This window comes from Rathayibacter sp. AC182 (genome assembly GCF_979253875.1).
This window is the reverse complement of sequence record NZ_CEEDEK010000003.1, coordinates 484838-501875: the sequence shown is the minus strand read 5'-3', so window position 1 is coordinate 501875 and position 17038 is coordinate 484838. Positions and strand designations below refer to the sequence as shown.

The following is a 17038-nucleotide window of genomic DNA, read 5'->3' as shown; positions in this document are numbered from 1 at the left end:
TCATCGTGAAGACCTCGACCCGTGACGACCGGTTGCACGGCGCCGACACCAACCAGCACAGGAGATCCCTCACGTGAAGACCACGGTAGAAAAGCTGAGCCCGACCCGCGTGAAGCTCGCGATTTCGGTCACCCCCGACGAGCTCGGCCCCAGCATCACGCACGCCTGCGGCCACGTCGCCGAGCAGATCAACGTCCCCGGCTTCCGCAAGGGCAAGGTCCCGCCGGCGATCGTCGACCAGCGCGTCGGCAAGGCCGCCGTGCTCGAGCACGCGGTCAACGAAGGCCTCGACGGCTTCTACCGCGAGGCCGTCCGCGAGACCGAGGTGCGCCCCTGGGCCGCCCGCAGGCCGACATCGTCGCCTGGCCGAGCGACAAGGACTTCACCGGCGACCTCGAGCTCGCCATCGAGGTCGACGTCCGCCCCGAGGTCGACGTGCCCGACTACGAGGGCATCGAGCTCACGGTCGACGCGGCCGAGGTCACCGACGCCGACGTCGACGCGGAGCTCGACCGCCTGCGCAGCCGCTTCGGCACGCTCGTGACGGTCGACCGTCCCGCGAAGACGGGCGATTTCGCCCAGATCGACCTGATCGCGACCATCGACGGCGTCGAGGTCGACACCGCCAACGCGATCTCCTACGAGCTCGGCTCGGGCAGAGCTGATCGAGGGCATCGACGAGGCGCTCGACTCGCTGACCGCCGGCGAGAGCACCACCTTCACCGCTCCTCTCCTGGGCGGCGACCACGCCGGTGAGCAGGCCGAGATCGCCGTCACCCTCACCGCCGTCAAGGAGCGCGAGCTCCCCGACGCCGACGACGACTTCGCGCAGATCGCCAGCGAGTTCGACACGATCGCCGAGCTCCGCGAGTCGCTCAAGGATCAGGCCGCTCAGCAGAAGACCTTCGGTCAGGGCGGCCAGGCGCGCGAGAAGCTCGTCGACGCCCTGCTCGCCCTCGTCGAGGTGCCGGTCCCCGCGTCGCTCGTCGAGGACGAGGTGCACCGCCACCTCGAGGGTGAGAACCGCCTCGAGGACGACGAGCACCGCGCCGAGGTCACCGAGGCGAGCGAGAAGACCTTCAAGACCCAGATCCTCCTCGACCACGTCGTCGAGCAGGAGAAGGTCCAGGTCAGCCAGGACGAGCTCACCCAGTACCTCATCCAGGGTGCTGCGCAGTACGGCATGGAGCCGAACGAGTTCATCAAGATCCTGTCCGAGAACAACCAGATCGGCCAGATGGTCGGCGAGGTCGCCCGCAACAAGGCGCTCGCGATCGTCCTGGGCAAGGCGAAGGTCGTCGACACCGACGGCAAGGCCGTCGACCTGACCGCCTTCACCGCCGTCCCCGGCGACGAGGACGAGACGGACGACGCCGCCGTGGAGGCGCCCGCCGACGAGACCCCGGCGGCCGACGAGGCGCCCGTCGTCGACGAGGCCCCCGCCGCCGAGGACGCGCCCGTCGCCGATGAGCCCGCCGAGGAGCCCGCACCGGCGCCCAAGAAGAAGCGCGCCCCCGCCAAGAAGAAGGTCGCCGCTCCCGCCGAGGAGACCCCGGCCGCCGAGTAGCACCCGCTGCAGCAGCACAGGAGCCGCCCCCGATCCGTCGGGGGCGGCTCCTGTCGTTCGGGGAGGCGCGCCGTCCGGTCCGCCCCCGGCGAACACCGCCCCCTCCCGCTCCGCCCCCGGCGAACACGGCGGAGTCGGCGGGGGAGCGTCCGATAGATTCGCCTCCGAAGCGACAACTGAAACGGAGCAATACATGGCCGACATGGTTATGCCCAACAGTGTTTTCGACCGCCTGCTCAAGGACCGGATCATCTGGCTCGGTTCCGAGGTGCGCGACGAGAACGCGAACGAGATCGCCGCGAAGCTCCTGCTCCTCGCGGCCGAGGACGCAGAGAAGGACATCTTCCTGTACATCAACTCGCCCGGCGGCTCCATCACCGCGGGCATGGCGATCTACGACACGATGCAGTTCGTCCCGAACGACATCGTGACCGTGGGCATCGGGATGGCGGCCTCCATGGGCCAGCTCCTCCTGACCGCCGGCACCCAGGGCAAGCGGTACATCACGCCGAACGCCCGCGTCCTCCTGCACCAGCCGCACGGCGGGTTCGGCGGCACCGCGTCCGACATCCAGACCCAGGCGCAGCTCATCCTCGACATGAAGAAGCGCCTCGCCGAGATCACCGCCAAGGCGACCGGCAAGACGGTCGAGCAGGTCAACGAGGACGGCGACCGCGACCGCTGGTTCAGCGCCGAGGAGGCCCTGGCCTACGGCTTCGTCGACCACATCCGCGCCTCTGCGACGGACGTCGCCGGCGGCGGCGGAACCGCCACCGAGTGAGCCTTCCAGACGCGCCGAGAGATCAGGAACAGACAATGAACGCACCCACCTTCGGCGGAACGGCCTTCGGCTCCGGAGCCGCGCCGTCCTCGCGCTACATCCTCCCCACCTTCGAGGAGCGCACGGCCTACGGCTACAAGCGCCAGGACCCGTACGCGAAGCTCTTCGAGGACCGCATCATCTTCCTCGGCGTGCAGGTCGACGACGCCTCGGCGGACGACATCATGGCCCAGCTCCTCGTGCTCGAGAGCCAGGACCCGGACCGCGACATCGTGATGTACATCAACTCGCCCGGTGGCTCGTTCACCGCGATGACGGCGATCTACGACACGATGCAGTACATCCGCCCGCACATCCAGACCGTCGTGCTCGGGCAGGCGGCCTCCGCCGCCGCCGTGCTGACCGCTGCGGGCACGCCGGGCAAGCGCCTCGCGCTTCCCAACGCGCGCATCCTCATCCACCAGCCTGCCGTGCAGCAGGGCGGCGGGCAGGCATCGGACATCGAGATCCAGGCGGCCGAGATCATGCGCATGCGCGAGTGGCTGGAGGAGACGCTCTCGAAGCACTCCAACCGCTCGATCGAGCAGGTCAAGAAGGACATCGACCGCGACAAGATCCTCGGCGCGGACGATGCGCTCGAGTACGGGCTGATCGACCAGATCCTGACCAGCCGCAAGAGCCTCCCGGCTCTCACGGCCTGATCGACCCGGAGGGGCCGGAGCGGAGCGATCCGCGTCCGGCCCTTCCGTGCATCCGGCTCCGGGCCGAGCCGATGCACGGCACCGGCTCGTAGCGGATCCACACGACCGGGACAACGGTGGCCAATCCCGGCCCGCCTGCCGGCCCCTCGCGGCGCAACGGCTAGGCTCGGGAGGGCGATCACCGGTCCCCGCACGGCCGCTCGTGATCTCGACCGGCGCCCGAGGGCGTCACGCGGACCCCTGCGGCCCGCACGAACAGGCACCATCAGGCACGACACGACCGACGCACGACAAGGAAGTGGGGCATCCCCGTGGCACGTATTGGCGAAAGCGCCGACCTGCTCAAGTGCTCGTTCTGCGGCAAGAGCCAGAAGCAGGTGCAGCAGCTCATCGCCGGGCCCGGCGTCTACATCTGCGACGAGTGCGTGGAGCTCTGCAACGAGATCATCGAGGAGCGCCTCTCCGAGTCGAGCGAGGAGACGAGCCACGAGTTCGACCTCCCGAAGCCGAAGGAGATCTTCGGCTTCCTCGAGGAGTACGTCATCGGCCAGGAGCAGGCCAAGCGCGCCCTCGCGGTGGCGGTCTACAACCACTACAAGCGCGTGCGCGTGCGCAACACCATCACGTCGGCCGACGCGATCCACGACGAGATCGAGATCGCGAAGAGCAACATCCTGCTCATCGGGCCGACCGGCTGCGGCAAGACCTACCTCGCCCAGACTCTGGCCAAGCGCCTGAACGTCCCCTTCGCGGTCGCCGATGCGACGGCGCTCACCGAGGCGGGCTACGTCGGCGAGGACGTCGAGAACATCCTGCTCAAGCTGATCCAGGCCGCGGACTACGACGTCAAGCGGGCCGAGACCGGCATCATCTACATCGACGAGGTCGACAAGATCGCGCGCAAGGCCGAGAACCCGTCGATCACGCGCGACGTCTCGGGCGAGGGTGTGCAGCAGGCGCTGCTCAAGATCCTCGAGGGCACGGTCGCCTCGGTCCCGCCGCAGGGCGGCCGGAAGCACCCGCACCAGGAGTTCATCCAGATCGACACGACGAACGTGCTCTTCATCGTCGCGGGAGCGTTCGCCGGGCTCGAGGACATCATCTCGTCGCGCGCGGGCAAGCGCGGCATCGGCTTCGGCGCTCCGCTGCACAGCAAGGGCGACGAGATCAACATCTTCAGCGAGGTCCTCCCCGAGGATCTGCACAAGTTCGGGCTCATCCCCGAGTTCATCGGGCGCCTCCCGGTCGTGACCACGGTCACACAGCTCGACCAGGACGCGCTGATGCAGATCCTGACGGAGCCGCGCAACGCCCTCGTGAAGCAGTACCAGCGCATGTTCGAGCTGGACGGCGTCGAGCTCGAGTTCGACCGCGGCGCCCTCCGAGGCCATCGCCGACCTCGCTGTGCTCCGGCAGACCGGCGCCCGCGGACTCCGGGCGATCCTCGAGGAGGTGCTCGGCCCGATCATGTTCGAGGTGCCCTCGTCCGACGAGGTCGCCCGGGTCGTGGTCACCCGCGCCGCCGTCCTCGACAACGCCGCTCCGACGATCGTGCCGCACGCCCCCCGTCGCCAGGAGAAGAGCGCCTGACACCGCCCTCCGCCCCCGTCGCGCCAGTTCAGCAGGATTGGCACGGCGGGGGCGTCGTCGTCCCCGCTCGCGTTCCCTAACCTGGCGGAGCGCGTCGTGGACGCGCCGCCCGGCTCGCCCCGGCGTCCGCGACCGGAGGAACCGTCATCGTCCAGCCTCTGCTCGCCGGGATCGTCGCCGCCCTGACCGGCTTCTCCAGCTCGTTCGCGATCGTCCTCGCCGGTGTCGTCGCCGTCGGAGCGACCGACAGGCAGGCCGCCTCGGGACTCCTCGCCGTGTGCGTGCTGCAGGGGCTGCTCTGCATCCTCCTCAGCCTCCGCTACCGGGTTCCCCTGACGTTCGCGTGGAGCACTCCGGGAGCGGCTCTGCTGGCGGCCACCGCCTCATCACCCGGGGGTTTCGACCGGGCGGTGGGCGCGTTCCTGGTCGCGTCGCTGCTGCTCGTGATCACCGGACTGTGGCCGGCGCTGGGGCGCCTCGTCTCCCGAATCCCGCGACCGCTCGCCAACGGGATGCTCGCCGGCATCCTGTTCCCGCTCGTGCTCGCACCTGTCCGCGCGGTGGTCGAGATCCCGGCGCTCGCCCTCCCGGTGATCCTCCTCTGGCTCCTGCTCGTGCGGCTGCTCCCGCGCTGGGCGGTGCCCGCGGCGATCGCACTGGCGATCGCGCTGCTGCTCGCGACCGACGGGGCGGCCCTCGCGGGCGCACCGCTGCTGCCGACCCCGGAGTTCGTGGCGCCGGTGTTCGAGATCGGCGCCGTGGTCGGCATCGGGCTGCCCCTCTACGTGGTGACGATGGCGGGCCAGAACATCCCCGGCATCGCCGTGCTCTCCAGCTTCGGCTTCCCCTCGCACTCGCGACCGGCCATCGTCTCCTCCGGTGCGCTCTCGGGCGTCGCCGCCCTCTTCGGCGGCGTGCCGATCAACCTCGCGGCACTGAGCGCGGCGCTGACCGCGGGTCCCGAGGCGTCCCCTCGGCCCGAGCGGCGCTGGATCGCCTCGGTGTCGGCCGGTGCGTCGTACCTGGTCCTCGGCCTCGTGGCGGGCGCGGCCACCGCGCTCGTCTCCTCGGCGAGCCCGCTGCTGATCGAGGCCGTCGCGGGCCTGGCCCTGCTGGGAGTCTTCGTCTCGGCCGTCCAGGCGGTCGTGGAGGACAGCCGGCTGAGGCTCCCGCGGCCGCCACGCTGCTCGTGACGGCCTCCGGCACCAGCGTCGCCGGGATCGGCTCGGCCTTCTGGGGCCTGGTGGTCGGTCTGGTCGTGCTCGCGTGGCTGGTTCCACGGCGAGCGGTCCCTCCCGCTGACGCCGTGGCAGGGTCTCAGGCGCGGGGGAGCAGTCCCCGGCGGCGCAGCAGCGGCTCGGTCCGCGCGTCCCGCCCGCGGAAGTCGCGGTAGGCGCCGAGCGGGTCGCGCGATCCGCCGATCGCGAGGATGCCCTGCCGGAAGCGTTCTCCGGCCGCGCGGTCGAGGCCGCCGTTCTCCTCGAACCACTCGACGGTGTCGGCGTCGAGGATCTCGCTCCAGATGTAGGAGTAGTAGCCGGCGGAGTACCCGCCCGAGAACACGTGCGCGAAGTAGGTGCTGCCGTACCGGGGCGGGATCGCGGGGATCGAGAGGCCCGCCCGGCCGAGGGCGTCCTGCTCGAACGACGGCACGTCCGTGCGCTGCGCCCCGTCCTCCCGCTCGTGCCAGGCGAGATCGAGCAGCGCCGCCGCCAGGTACTCGGTCGTGGCGAAGCCCTCTCCCCAGAGCGAGGACGCCGTCAGCCGCTCGACGACCTCGGGGGCGAGCGGCTCGCCGGTCTCGACGTGGCGGGCGTACTCGGACAGGAGCTCGGGCCGGAGGACCCACATCTCGTTGACCTGGCTCGGGAACTCGACGAAGTCGCGGTAGACGCTCGTCCCGCCGAACCGCGGGTAGTGGACTGCGGCGAGCAGGCCGTGCAGCGCGTGACCGAACTCGTGGAAGAGCGTCCCGACCTCGTCGAGGCTCAGCAGTGCCGGCTCGCCCTCCCGGGTGCCGAGATGTTCAGGTTGTTGACGACGACGGCGGAGTCGCCGAGCAGGCTCGTGCGTGTGGAGAGCGAGTTCATCCACGCGCCCCCGCGCTTGGAGTCGCGGGTGAAGGGGTCGAAGAGGAAGAGCCCGAGCGGCTGCCCGTCCTCCTCGAGGACCTCGAAGACGCGGACGTGGCGACTGTAGCCGACCAGGTCGCTCCGCTCCTGGAATCGCAGGCCGTAGAGACCCGACGCCGCGGCGAAGACGCCGGAGTGCAGCACCCGCTCGAGCTCGAAGAAGGGGCGCAGTGCGCTCGCGTCGACGGCGTAGGAGGCCGAGCGCACCCGCTCCTCGTAGTAGGCCCGATCCCATGCCGCGAGGGTGAAACGGGGAGCCCCCGCCGCGTCCTGCTCCTCGTCAGCGAGGGTCTGCATGCGCGCCAGCTCCCGCCGGGCGTTCCGGGCCGCCGGCTCGGCGAGCTCCTCGAGGAGCGCACGGACGCGCGCGGGCGAGCCGGCCGTCTGACCCGACACCACGAAGTCCGCGTGCGAGGAGAAGCCGAGCAGCCGGGCGCGCTCGGCGCGCAGCGCGACGATGTCCTGCAGGACCTCGCGGTTGTCGTGCTCGCCTCCCTCGCTCGCACGACCGACGGAGGCGCGGAGGATCCGCTCGCGCACGCCGCGGTCGCGCAGGCGCGCGAGCCACGGGTGGCCCGAGTACAGCGGGAGCGTCACCAGAACGCCGTCGAGGCCGCGGTCCGCAGCGGCACGGGCGGCCGCGGAGACCTCGGAGGAGTCGAGACCGTCGAGCGCGGAGCCGTCGTCGAGCAGTACCGCGCGCGCGTTCGACTCGGCCAGCAGGTTCTTCTCGAACAGGGTGGTCGATGTCGACAAGCGCTCGTTGAGCTCGCTCAGACGCTCCTTGCCGGCGCCGTCCAGCAGCGCTCCGGCACGCTCGAAGCCCGTCAGCACGCGCTCGAGCAGGTACGCGGTCTCGTCGTCGAGGGCGAGCTCGCCGCGCCGATCGCCCAGCTCGCGCAGGCGCTCGTACAGGCGGGGATCGAGGGTGATCGCATCGCTGTGGGCCGAGAGCAGTGGGGCGAGCTCCTGCTCGAGGGCGTCGGTCAGCGGTGTCCGGTCGGACGCGCAGACGGTGGAGAACACTGCGCTCACCCGACGCAGCGCCCGACCGGAACGCTCGAGTGCCACGAGGGTGTTCTCGACGGTCGGCGCGTCCTCGGAGGATGCGATCGCCTCGATCTCGGCGCGGTGCCGACGCAGCGCCTCCTCGAACGCGGGGCGGTACGCCTCCGGATCGACGGCGGCGAAATCGGGCAGCCCGTGGGGGAGCGTGCTCGGCTCGAGGAGGACGGCGACGGGATCGGAGGCGCTCACCCTGCGAGCCTAGGCGCCGGGGAACCGGATCAGCCCCAGTCGTCGTCCTCGCCCTCGACGCGTCCCTGCGGCTGCGTGATGTAGGCGGCGTCCTCGTCGGGACGGTAGGTGACGGTGGTGCCGTCGTCGAGCTCGAGCACCGGCTTCCCCTCGAGCCAGGTCAGCTGCCATCGCCAGTCGGAGGTGTCCGTGCCGGCCGTGACGAGCTCCTGCTCGACGTCGCGCAGAGCGGTGACGACGATCTCCGGAAGGGTCTGCGGCGGTTCGCCGCCGAGGGCCCAGCGTGTTCCGAGCTGCATCCTGTGCGTCCTCTCGTCGGTGGTCCGGGAGGCGGGCGCCGGGACTCCGGCGCCCGCCCGCGAGCTGCTACGCCTCGGTCTCCGAGCTCGATGTCCACGGCCAGTGTGCCACCCTCGGCGAACTCGAGGGCGGCGATCCGGCCGACCGCGGCGATGTCGCCGGAGGCCAGGCGCAGGGCCGACACGAGCTCCGCCGGAGCCGTGACGACGGCCGAGCGGGCCGGGGTCTTCTGCGAGGCCTTCGCGTCGGTCTTAGCGCGTCGGATCGCGGTGAGGACCGTGCTGGCGGCGGTGAGGACCGCGGGGTCGCCGCCGAGACCGGACTGCTCGGGCCACGGCTGCGAGTGGATCGATCCGTCGTGCGACCACGACCAGGTCTCCTCTGTCGCGAAGGGGATGAACGGAGCGAACAGGCGCTGCAGAGCGTCGAGCGCGAGGTGCAGCGCGGCCGCGGCCGAGGCGCCGTCCTCACCGTAGGCGCGCTCCTTCACGAGCTCGAGGTAGTCGTCGCAGAACGTCCAGAAGAACGCCTCCGTCGTCTCGAAGGCCCGGGCGTGGTCGTAGTTCTCGAGCGCGGTCGTCGCCTCCGCCACCACGGCGTCGAGGGTCGCGAGCATGCTCAGATCGAGCGGGTCGGTCACCTCCGCACCCGGGGTCTGCGCGAAGCCGTGGATGAACTTGGCCGCGTTCAGCACCTTGATCGCGAGGCGCCGGCCGATTTTGATCTGCGTCGGGTTCTGCGGATCGAAGGCCGCGTCGGTGCCCAGGCGCGACGAGGCGGCCCAGTAGCGCACGGCGTCCGAGCCGTGCTGCTCGAGCATCCCGGCCGGAGTGACGACGTTGCCCTTGGACTTCGACATCTTCTTGCGGTCCGGATCGACGATGAAGCCCGAGATCGTCGCGTTGCCCCACGGCGCGCGCGAGTCCTCGAGCTGCGAGCGCAGCAGGGTCGAGAAGAGCCAGGTGCGGATGATGTCCTGGCCCTGGGGTCGCAGGTCGTAGGGCGCGACCAGCTGCCAGAGCTCGTCGTCCCGCTCCCAGCCGCCGGCGAGCTGCGGGGTGAGCGAGGAGGTCGCCCACGTGTCCATCACGTCGAGCTCGCCCTGGAACCCGCCCGGCACGCCGCGCTGGTCCTCCGAGTAGCCGGGTGCGGGGTCCGAGGACGGGTCGACGGGCAGCGCCGACTCCTCCGGCACCAGCGGCCGGTCGAAGACGGGGTTGCCGTCGCCGTCGAGCGGGTACCAGACGGGGATCGGCACGCCGAAGAAGCGCTGACGCGAGACCAGCCAGTCGCCCGAGAGGCCGTTCACCCAGTTCTCGTAGCGCACGCGCATGAACTCCGGCACGAAGCGGACGTCCCGCCCGAGCTCCAGGAGGCGCTCCTTCAGAGAGGCGTCCCGCGCCCCGTTGACGAGGTACCACTGCCGGGTCGAGACGATCTCGAGCGGCTTGTCGCCCTTCTCGAAGAACTTCACGGGGTGGGTGATGGGGCGCGGCTCGCCCGTCATCTCGCCCGACTCCGTGAGGAGCGCGACGACGGCCTGCTTGGCCGAGAAGACCGTCTTGCCCGCGAGCTGCGCGTACGCCTCGCGACCGGCGTCGCTGGTGATCGCCGCGGGCGCCTCCGACACGATGCGTCCGTCGAAGCCGATGATCGCGCGGTTGGGCAGATCGAGCTCGCGCCACCAGACGACGTCCGTGACGTCGCCGAAGGTGCAGATCATGGCGATGCCCGAGCCCTTGTCCTTCTGCGCGAGGTGGTGCGCGAGCACCGGCACCTCGACGTCGAAGAGCGGGGTGCGGACGGTCGTCCCGAAGAGCGGCTGGTACCGCTCGTCATCGGGGTGCGCGACGAGCGCGACGCAGGCCGGGAGGAGCTCGGGCCGGGTCGTCTCGATGAAGACGTCGTCTCCGCCGTCGCGGTGGAACCCGATCCGGTGGTAGGCGCCGGGCTGCTCCTTGTCCTCCAGCTCGGCCTGCGCGACCGCGGTGCGGAACGTGATGTCCCACAGGGTCGGGGCCTGGGCCTGGTACGCCTCGCCGCGCGCGAGGTTCCGGAGGAACGCGCGCTGCGACGCCGCCTGCGACTCCTCGCCGATGGTGCGGTAGCTCTGCGACCAGTCGACCGAGAGGCCGAGGGTGCGCCAGAGGTCCTCGAACTGCTTCTCGTCCTCGACGGTCAGGCGCTCGCAGAGCTCGATGAAGTTGCGTCGCGAGATCGGCTTCTGATCGGCCGCCTTGCTGCTCTTGTTGTCGCCCCCCTCGAACGGAGGCGTGAAGCCGGCCTCGTAGGGGAGCGTCGGGTCGCAGCGGACCCCGTAGTAGTTCTGCACGCGGCGCTCGGTGGGCAGGCCGTTGTCGTCCCAGCCCATCGGGTAGAAGACCTTGCGGCCGCGCATGCGCTGGAAGCGCGCGACGACGTCGGTGTGCGTGTACGAGAAGACGTGCCCGATGTGCAGCGAGCCGGAGGCGGTCGGGGGCGGGGTGTCGATCGAGTAGACGTCTGCGCGGGTGAGACCGGTGCGGTCGAACCGGTAGGTCCCGTCGGTCTGCCAGACGAGGCCCCACTTGCTCTCCGAGGCCCTCGAGGGCGGGCTTCGCGGGGAGGCGGTCGGCGAAGGTCATGATTCTCCGGTTCGATATGGGCGGCACCGTGTCGGTGGTGATGATGCCTGGATGGCGGCGCTGGAGCGGATCGCTCACCGGCCGCGCCGATCCTACCGCGGCGTCGCGGTGCGGGAGCCGGGCGGGGTCAGTCGACGACGGAGGCGAAGCCCGCGCGGATCGGGGCGAGCGCCTCGTCGAGGTACGGCACCAGCTCACCGCGGGTCGGACCCGCCGCGGCCCAGGCCTGCACCGCGGCCACGGCTGCTCCGACGCTCGCGTAGGCGATCGCCCGGGTCAGATGCGTGGGCAGCGGACGCGAGGCCCGCTGCTCGATGAACGCCGCCACGATCGCGGCCTGCCGGGCGAGGCGGGAGAGCGCGGACGCCTGGAGCTCGTGCACGCTGCCGATGAGAGCGCTCTGGGTGAGCGCCCACGGCACGGAGGAGGGGCCGAAGCCGGCGCCGACCGCCAGCAGCGCGTCGCGCAGTCCGTCCATCGCGGGCCGCTCGGGGTCGGTCGCGGCGAGCGCGGCGGGCAGCTCGGACAGGCGGTCGTCGACGAGCACCCAGAACACGTCGCTCTTGGACTCGAAGTAGTTGAAGAAGGTGTTCCGCGAGACCCCGGCCCGCTGGGCGATGTGCTCGACGGTCGTGCCGGCGTAGCTCTGCTCCAGAAACAGGTCGAGTGCGGCGTCCTCGAGCATCGAGCGCGACGAGGCCCTGGGGCGTCCTCTGCCCGTCGCACCCGCCATGATCGCTCCCGCTCCGCATCCGCTCGACGCGCTACGATATCCCTCAACGACTTCGACCCGGCCATCACCGGCGAGTCTCCGGAAGAACGGCGTCGGCTCAGGCCTGCGCTCAGTAGAACCGGACGGGTACGGCCCGTGACAGCCGATCGAGTGGGAACGTCTCCGAGGCTCGCGCCGAGGAGCGGTCCAAGCGAGGTGGTACCGCGACCCCGGCCCGGGCTGACAGATCCGGGCGGGCCGTCCTCGTGCAGCCCAGCATCACTGCCAGGAGATCGCACGTGACCTATCCCTTGACCCCGCCCACCCCCGGTGACGCCGACGCGTCCGGCTCCGCCTTCGGCCGCGGGGTGGCCGCTTCGCCGCGCTTCCCCGAGATCGAGGAGAAGGTGCTCGCCTACTGGAAGGCGGACGACACCTTCCAGGAGTCGATCCGCTCCCGCGAGGGCGCCCCCGAGTGGGTGTTCTACGACGGCCCTCCGTTCGCCAACGGGCTGCCGCACTACGGCCACCTGCTGACCGGGTATGCGAAGGACCTCTTCCCCCGCTTCCAGACGATGCGCGGCAAGCAGGTGCACCGCCGCTTCGGCTGGGACACCCACGGCCTGCCCGCCGAGCTCGAGGCGGAGCGCCAGCTCGGCATCACCGACAAGTCCCAGATCGAGGAGATGGGCATCGCCGCGTTCAACGCCGCGGCGAAGGAGTCGGTGCTGCGCTACACCGGGGAGTGGCAGGACTACGTCACCCGCCAGGCGCGCTGGGTCGACTTCGAGAACGACTACAAGACGCTCGACCCTCCTTCATGGAGTCCGTCATCTGGGCGTTCAAGCAGCTCTACGACAAGGGCCTCGCCTACGAGGGCTACCGCGTCCTCCCGTACTGCTGGCGCGACCAGACCCCGCTCTCGAACCACGAGCTGCGGATGGACGACGACGTCTACAAGATGCGCCAGGACCAGACGGTGACGGTCACGTTCCCGCTGGTCGGCGAGACGGCGGAGGCGCTGAGCCTCACCGCCGTGCGCGCGCTCGCCTGGACGACCACCCCGTGGACCCTGCCGACCAACGCCGCGCTGGCCGTCGGCCCGGACATCGAGTACGCGGTGCTGGCCGCAGGCCCGAACGGTGCCGCCGACGGCAAGGGCGAGCCGGAGGAGCGCGAGCTCTCGGCCGAGTACCTCCTGGCGATCGACCAGGTCGGCGCCTACGCGAAGGACCTGGGCTACGACGACGCCGAGTCCGCCCGCGCCGCCGTCCTCGAGGACCCTGCGCGGGCGCGAGCTCGAGGGCGTCAGCTACGACCGGCTCTGGGACCACTACGCCGACACCGAGGCCTGGGGCACGCAGAACGCCTGGCGCATCCTGGTCGCCGACTACGTCACCACGACCGAGGGCACGGGCATCGTGCACCAGGCGCCCGCCTACGGCGAGGACGACCAGAAGGTCTGCGAGGCGGCGGGCATCCCCGTCATCATCTCCGTCGACGACGGCGGCCGCTTCCTCCCGCAGATCGCGGAGGTCGCCGGCCTGCAGGTCTTCGAGGCGAACAAGCCGCTGACCCAGCTGCTGAAGGCGCAGCACCGACTGCTCCGCCAGGCGAGCTACGAGCACTCGTACCCGCACTGCTGGCGCTGCCGGAACCCGCTGATCTACAAGGCCGTCTCGAGCTGGTTCGTGCGGGTGACCGCGTTCCGCGACCGCATGGAGGAGCTCAACCAGGACATCACCTGGGTCCCGGAGAACGTCAAGGACGGCCAGTTCGGCAAGTGGCTCTCGGGCGCGCGCGACTGGTCGATCAGCCGCAACCGCTACTTCGGGTCGCCGATCCCGGTGTGGAAGAGCGACGACCCCGAGTACCCGCGCATGGACGTCTACGGCTCGCTCGACGAGCTCGAGCGCGACTTCGGCGTGCGTCCGCAGGATCTGCACCGCCCCTTCATCGACGAGCTCACGCGCCCGAATCCCGACGACCCGACGGGGCGCTCGACGATGCGCCGGATCACCGATGTCCTCGACGTCTGGTTCGACTCGGGCTCGATGCCCTTCGCGCAGGTGCACTACCCGTTCGAGAACGCCGACTGGTTCGACTCGCACAACCCGGCCGACTTCATCGTCGAGTACATCGGGCAGACGCGCGGCTGGTTCTACACGCTGCACGTGCTCTCGACGGCGCTCTTCGACCGTCCCGCCTTCCGCAACGTCGTCAGCCACGGGATCGTGCTCGGCAACGACGGCCAGAAGATGTCGAAGTCGCTGCGCAACTACCCCGACGTCGCCGAGGTCTTCGACCGCGACGGCTCCGACGCGATGCGCTGGTTCCTGATGTCGAGTCCGGTGCTGCGCGGCGGCAATCTGGTCGTCACCGAGGAGGGGATCCGCGAGGGCGTGCGCCAGGTCCTGCTGCCGCTCTGGAGCACCTGGTACTTCTTCTCGCTGTACGCGAACGCGTCCGGTGACGAGGGCTACTCGGCGACCCGCCGCACCGACTCCGAGGACGTCCTCGACCGCTACCTGCTCGCCAAGACGCACGACCTGATCGAGACGGTCACCGGTCACCTCGAGGCGCTCGACTCGACCCTCGCGGCCGCCGCGCTGCGCGACTTCGCCGACGTGCTGACCAACTGGTACGTCCGCCGGTCCCGCGACCGGTTCTGGCAGGGCGTCGACGCCGAGGGCGGGGAGCGGAGGCGTTCGACACGCTCTTCACCGTCCTCGAGACCGTGACCCGGGTCGCCGCTCCGCTGCTCCCGCTGGTCTCCGAGGAGATCTGGCAGGGCCTGACGGGCGGCCGCAGCGTCCACCTCACCGACTGGCCGAGCGCGGACGAGTTCCCCGTCGACGAGTCCCTCGTCCACGCGATGGACGCCGTCCGCGGGATCTCGTCCACGGCGCTCTCGCTCCGCAAGCAGGCCGGGCTCCGCGTGCGCCTGCCGCTCGCGCGCCTGACCGTCGTCGCCGACGCCGCCGAGCTGGCGCCCTTCGAGGCGATCCTGCGCGACGAGCTGAACGTGAAGGAGGTGGCGCTCGTGCCGCTGGTCGACTCGAGTGCCGCCGACTACGGAGTCACCTCCCGGCTGTCGGTGAACGCGCGGGCCGCGGGTCCGCGCCTCGGCCGCGGCGTCCAGACCGTCATCAAGGCCGCCAAGGCCGGTGACTGGAGCGAGATCGACGGCGTCGTCACCGCCGGCGGCGTCGAGCTCGTCGAGGGCGAGTACGAGCTGACCCTCGAGGTCGCGGGATCCGGAGCGGACGACCGCGCCATCGCTCTGCTGCCCCGCGGCGGCTTCGTCCTGCTCGACACGGCGACCACGCCGAAGCTCGAGGCCGAGGGCCTGGCCCGCGACCTCATCCGGGCGGTGCAGGACGCCCGCAAGTCGGCCGGGCTCGACGTCAGCGACCGCATCGTCCTCGACGTCATGCTCGACGAGGTCAGCCTCGCCGCGCTCGCGCCGCACGGCACCTGGATCGCCGAGGAGACGCTCGCGACCGGGTCCGCCTTCACCCCGATGACGGTCGCCCTCGAGGGCGGAGAGGGCGCGGTCGCCTTCGGACCGGCCGGCACCGCCATCATCCGCGTCGAGAAGGTCGAGGCCGCCGATGTCTGATCCGTTCGGGAACGACTCCGATCGCGTCGCCGCCGAGGCGGTCTACAGCGCCCTGCTCGAGCGGCTCGGGGAGGCGAACGTGCGTCCGCGGCTCGCGCCGACGCGGCGGGCCGTCGAGATCCTCGGCGACCCCCAGCGCGCGTACCCGGTGATCCAGATCGCGGGCACCAACGGCAAGACCTCCACCAGTCGGATGATCGAGAGCCTGCTGCGCGCGCACGGACTGCGGGTGGGGCTGTTCACCAGCCCGCACCTCGAGCGCTTCAACGAGCGCATAGTCATCGACGAGGAGCCGATCTCGGACGAGAGCCTCGTCGCGAACTGGCAGGACGTCGAGCCCTACATCCGCATGACCGACGCCGAGCTGGCCGAGCAGGACGAGCCCCCGCTGTCGTTCTTCGAGGCGATCACGGTGCTCGCGTACGCGGCCTTCGCCGACGCGCCGGTCGATGTCGCGGTCGTCGAGGTCGGGATGGGCGGCGAGTGGGACTCGACCAACGTCGCCGACGCGCAGGTGGCCGTGTTCACCCCCATCGCTCTCGACCACACGGAACGTCTCGGCTCGAGCATCGAGGAGATCGCGCGGACCAAGTCGGGCATCGTGAAGCCTCTCGCCTCGGTCGTCTCGGCACGCCAGACGCCCGAGGCCGAGGCCGTCCTGCGGCACGCCGCCGAGGCCACCGAGTCCTCGATCGCCTTCGAGGGCTCCGAGTTCGACGTCCTCTCGACCACGGTCGCGGTCGGCGGGCAGCTCGTCTCGGTGCGCGGACTCGCCACGACCTACGGCCAGCTCCTGCTGCCGTTCTTCGGCGACCACCAGGCCGAGAACGCGGCCGTCGCGATCGCCGCCGTCGAGACGTTCATCGGCGGGGGCTCGCAGGAGCTCACCGGCGACGTGCTCGACGAGGGGCTCGCCGCGGCGACCTCGCCCGGACGTCTCCAGATCGTCGGAGCGTCGCCCCGCACCGTCGTCGACGCCGCGCACAACCCGCACGGCGCCGCCTCCCTCGCCGCCGCTCTGGGGCGCTACTTCGACTTCGACCGGGTCACGGCGGTGCTCGGCGTCCTGGCCGAGAAGGACGCCGAGGGCATCCTGCAGGCTCTGCGCCCGGTCGTCGACGAGCTCATCGTCACCCGGGCTCCGAGCGACAGGGCGCTGGCGGCCGACGATCTCGCCGCTATGGCGCGCACCGTCTTCCCGGCGGAGTCGGTGCGCGTGGCGGAGGATCCGGACGCGGCGCTCACCGCCGGTCGCCTCCTCGCCGCCCGCACCGAGAAGGGCGCCCTCGTGATCACGGGCTCGCTCACCCTCGTCGGCCGGGCGCTCACGGTCGCCCGCGACGAGAACTGGCAGGGTTCGTGAGAGCCGGGCGGCCGCGCCGCAGCAGGACGGTCCGCGAGAGCCTCGCCTCGATCGTGCTCGGCTTCGAGGTCGTCATCGTGTTCCTCGCGACGCTGGTCGCGTTCGGGCTCAAGGTCGGCGATCCGGTCGTGGTCCTGGTGGGCGGCGGAGTCGTCTGCCTCGCCATGCTCGCGACGCTCCGGCTCCTGGACCGCCCGCTCGGCATCAGGATCGGCTGGGTGCTGCAGTTCGTTATCGTTGCCTCGGGTCTGCTCGTCCCGATCATGTTCGTCATCGGCGCGGCCTTCGTGGCGCTCTGGACCTACTGCATCGTGACAGGCACCCGCCTCGACGCCCAGGCGCGCCCTCCGGCGGCCGGGCCCCCCGACCCCACCGAAGGAGACCGCTGA

General features: G+C 70.9%; 8 protein-coding genes and 4 pseudogenes. 8 read left to right on the top strand and 4 right to left on the bottom strand.

The window, feature by feature from the left end; translation table 11 throughout:
• The first annotated feature begins 73 nt into the window (after window positions 1-73).
• The 5 genes and pseudogenes from tig to AC0CII_RS05575 all read left to right on the top strand — a co-directional run bounded on the left by tig (window position 74) and on the right by AC0CII_RS05575 (window position 5832).
• Window positions 74-1567: pseudogene (gene tig, locus AC0CII_RS05595) on the top strand (trigger factor).
• 193 nt (window positions 1568-1760) lie between these two features.
• Window positions 1761-2348, top strand: coding sequence for an ATP-dependent Clp protease proteolytic subunit (locus tag AC0CII_RS05590; RefSeq protein ID WP_207406431.1), 588 nt, complete (start codon window positions 1761-1763; stop codon window positions 2346-2348).
• Between the two features lie 35 nt (window positions 2349-2383).
• Window positions 2384-3049, top strand: coding sequence for an ATP-dependent Clp protease proteolytic subunit (locus AC0CII_RS05585; RefSeq protein ID WP_055792392.1), 666 nt, complete (start codon window positions 2384-2386; stop codon window positions 3047-3049).
• Window positions 3050-3360: 311 nt separating this feature from the next.
• A pseudogene (gene clpX, locus AC0CII_RS05580) lies at window positions 3361-4639 on the top strand (ATP-dependent Clp protease ATP-binding subunit ClpX).
• A gap of 146 nt (window positions 4640-4785) precedes the next feature.
• Window positions 4786-5832: a benzoate/H(+) symporter BenE family transporter gene (locus tag AC0CII_RS05575; RefSeq protein WP_465229060.1), complete on the top strand. Its 1047-nt coding sequence runs from the start codon at window positions 4786-4788 to the stop codon at window positions 5830-5832.
• A gap of 124 nt (window positions 5833-5956) precedes the next feature.
• On the opposite strand, the gene AC0CII_RS05570 is transcribed toward AC0CII_RS05575, so the two are convergent.
• The 4 genes and pseudogenes from AC0CII_RS05570 to AC0CII_RS05555 all read right to left on the bottom strand — a co-directional run bounded on the left by AC0CII_RS05570 (window position 5957) and on the right by AC0CII_RS05555 (window position 11637).
• Window positions 5957-6733, bottom strand: coding sequence for a M3 family metallopeptidase (locus tag AC0CII_RS05570; protein ID WP_465228825.1), 777 nt, complete (start codon window positions 6731-6733; stop codon window positions 5957-5959).
• Entirely contained in the window at window positions 6628-8028 is a 1401-nt protein-coding gene (locus AC0CII_RS05565) for a M3 family metallopeptidase (protein ID WP_465228824.1), read from the bottom strand. The genes AC0CII_RS05570 and AC0CII_RS05565 overlap by 106 nt, the downstream gene beginning before the upstream one ends.
• 394 nt (window positions 8029-8422) lie before the next feature.
• Window positions 8423-10952, bottom strand: a pseudogene (valS, locus tag AC0CII_RS05560) (valine--tRNA ligase); the annotation flags it as partial.
• Between the two features lie 127 nt (window positions 10953-11079).
• The gene (locus tag AC0CII_RS05555) at window positions 11080-11637 is read right to left on the bottom strand and encodes a TetR/AcrR family transcriptional regulator (RefSeq protein WP_465225790.1); all 558 of its coding nucleotides are present in this window, start codon (window positions 11635-11637) and stop codon (window positions 11080-11082) included.
• A 326-nt stretch (window positions 11638-11963) separates the two neighbouring features.
• On the opposite strand from AC0CII_RS05555, the pseudogene ileS reads away from it, so the two are divergent.
• From ileS to AC0CII_RS05540, 3 genes and pseudogenes are all read left to right on the top strand, one after another.
• Window positions 11964-15286: pseudogene (ileS, locus tag AC0CII_RS05550) on the top strand (isoleucine--tRNA ligase).
• Window positions 15279-16649, top strand: coding sequence for a bifunctional folylpolyglutamate synthase/dihydrofolate synthase (locus AC0CII_RS05545; protein WP_465228823.1), 1371 nt, complete (start codon window positions 15279-15281; stop codon window positions 16647-16649). Before ileS ends, AC0CII_RS05545 begins: the two are co-directional and overlap by 8 nt.
• Window positions 16646-17038 (top strand): DUF4233 domain-containing protein, encoded by a 393-nt coding sequence (locus tag AC0CII_RS05540; protein WP_465225793.1) that lies wholly within the window; start codon window positions 16646-16648, stop codon window positions 17036-17038. Before AC0CII_RS05545 ends, AC0CII_RS05540 begins: the two co-directional genes overlap by 4 nt.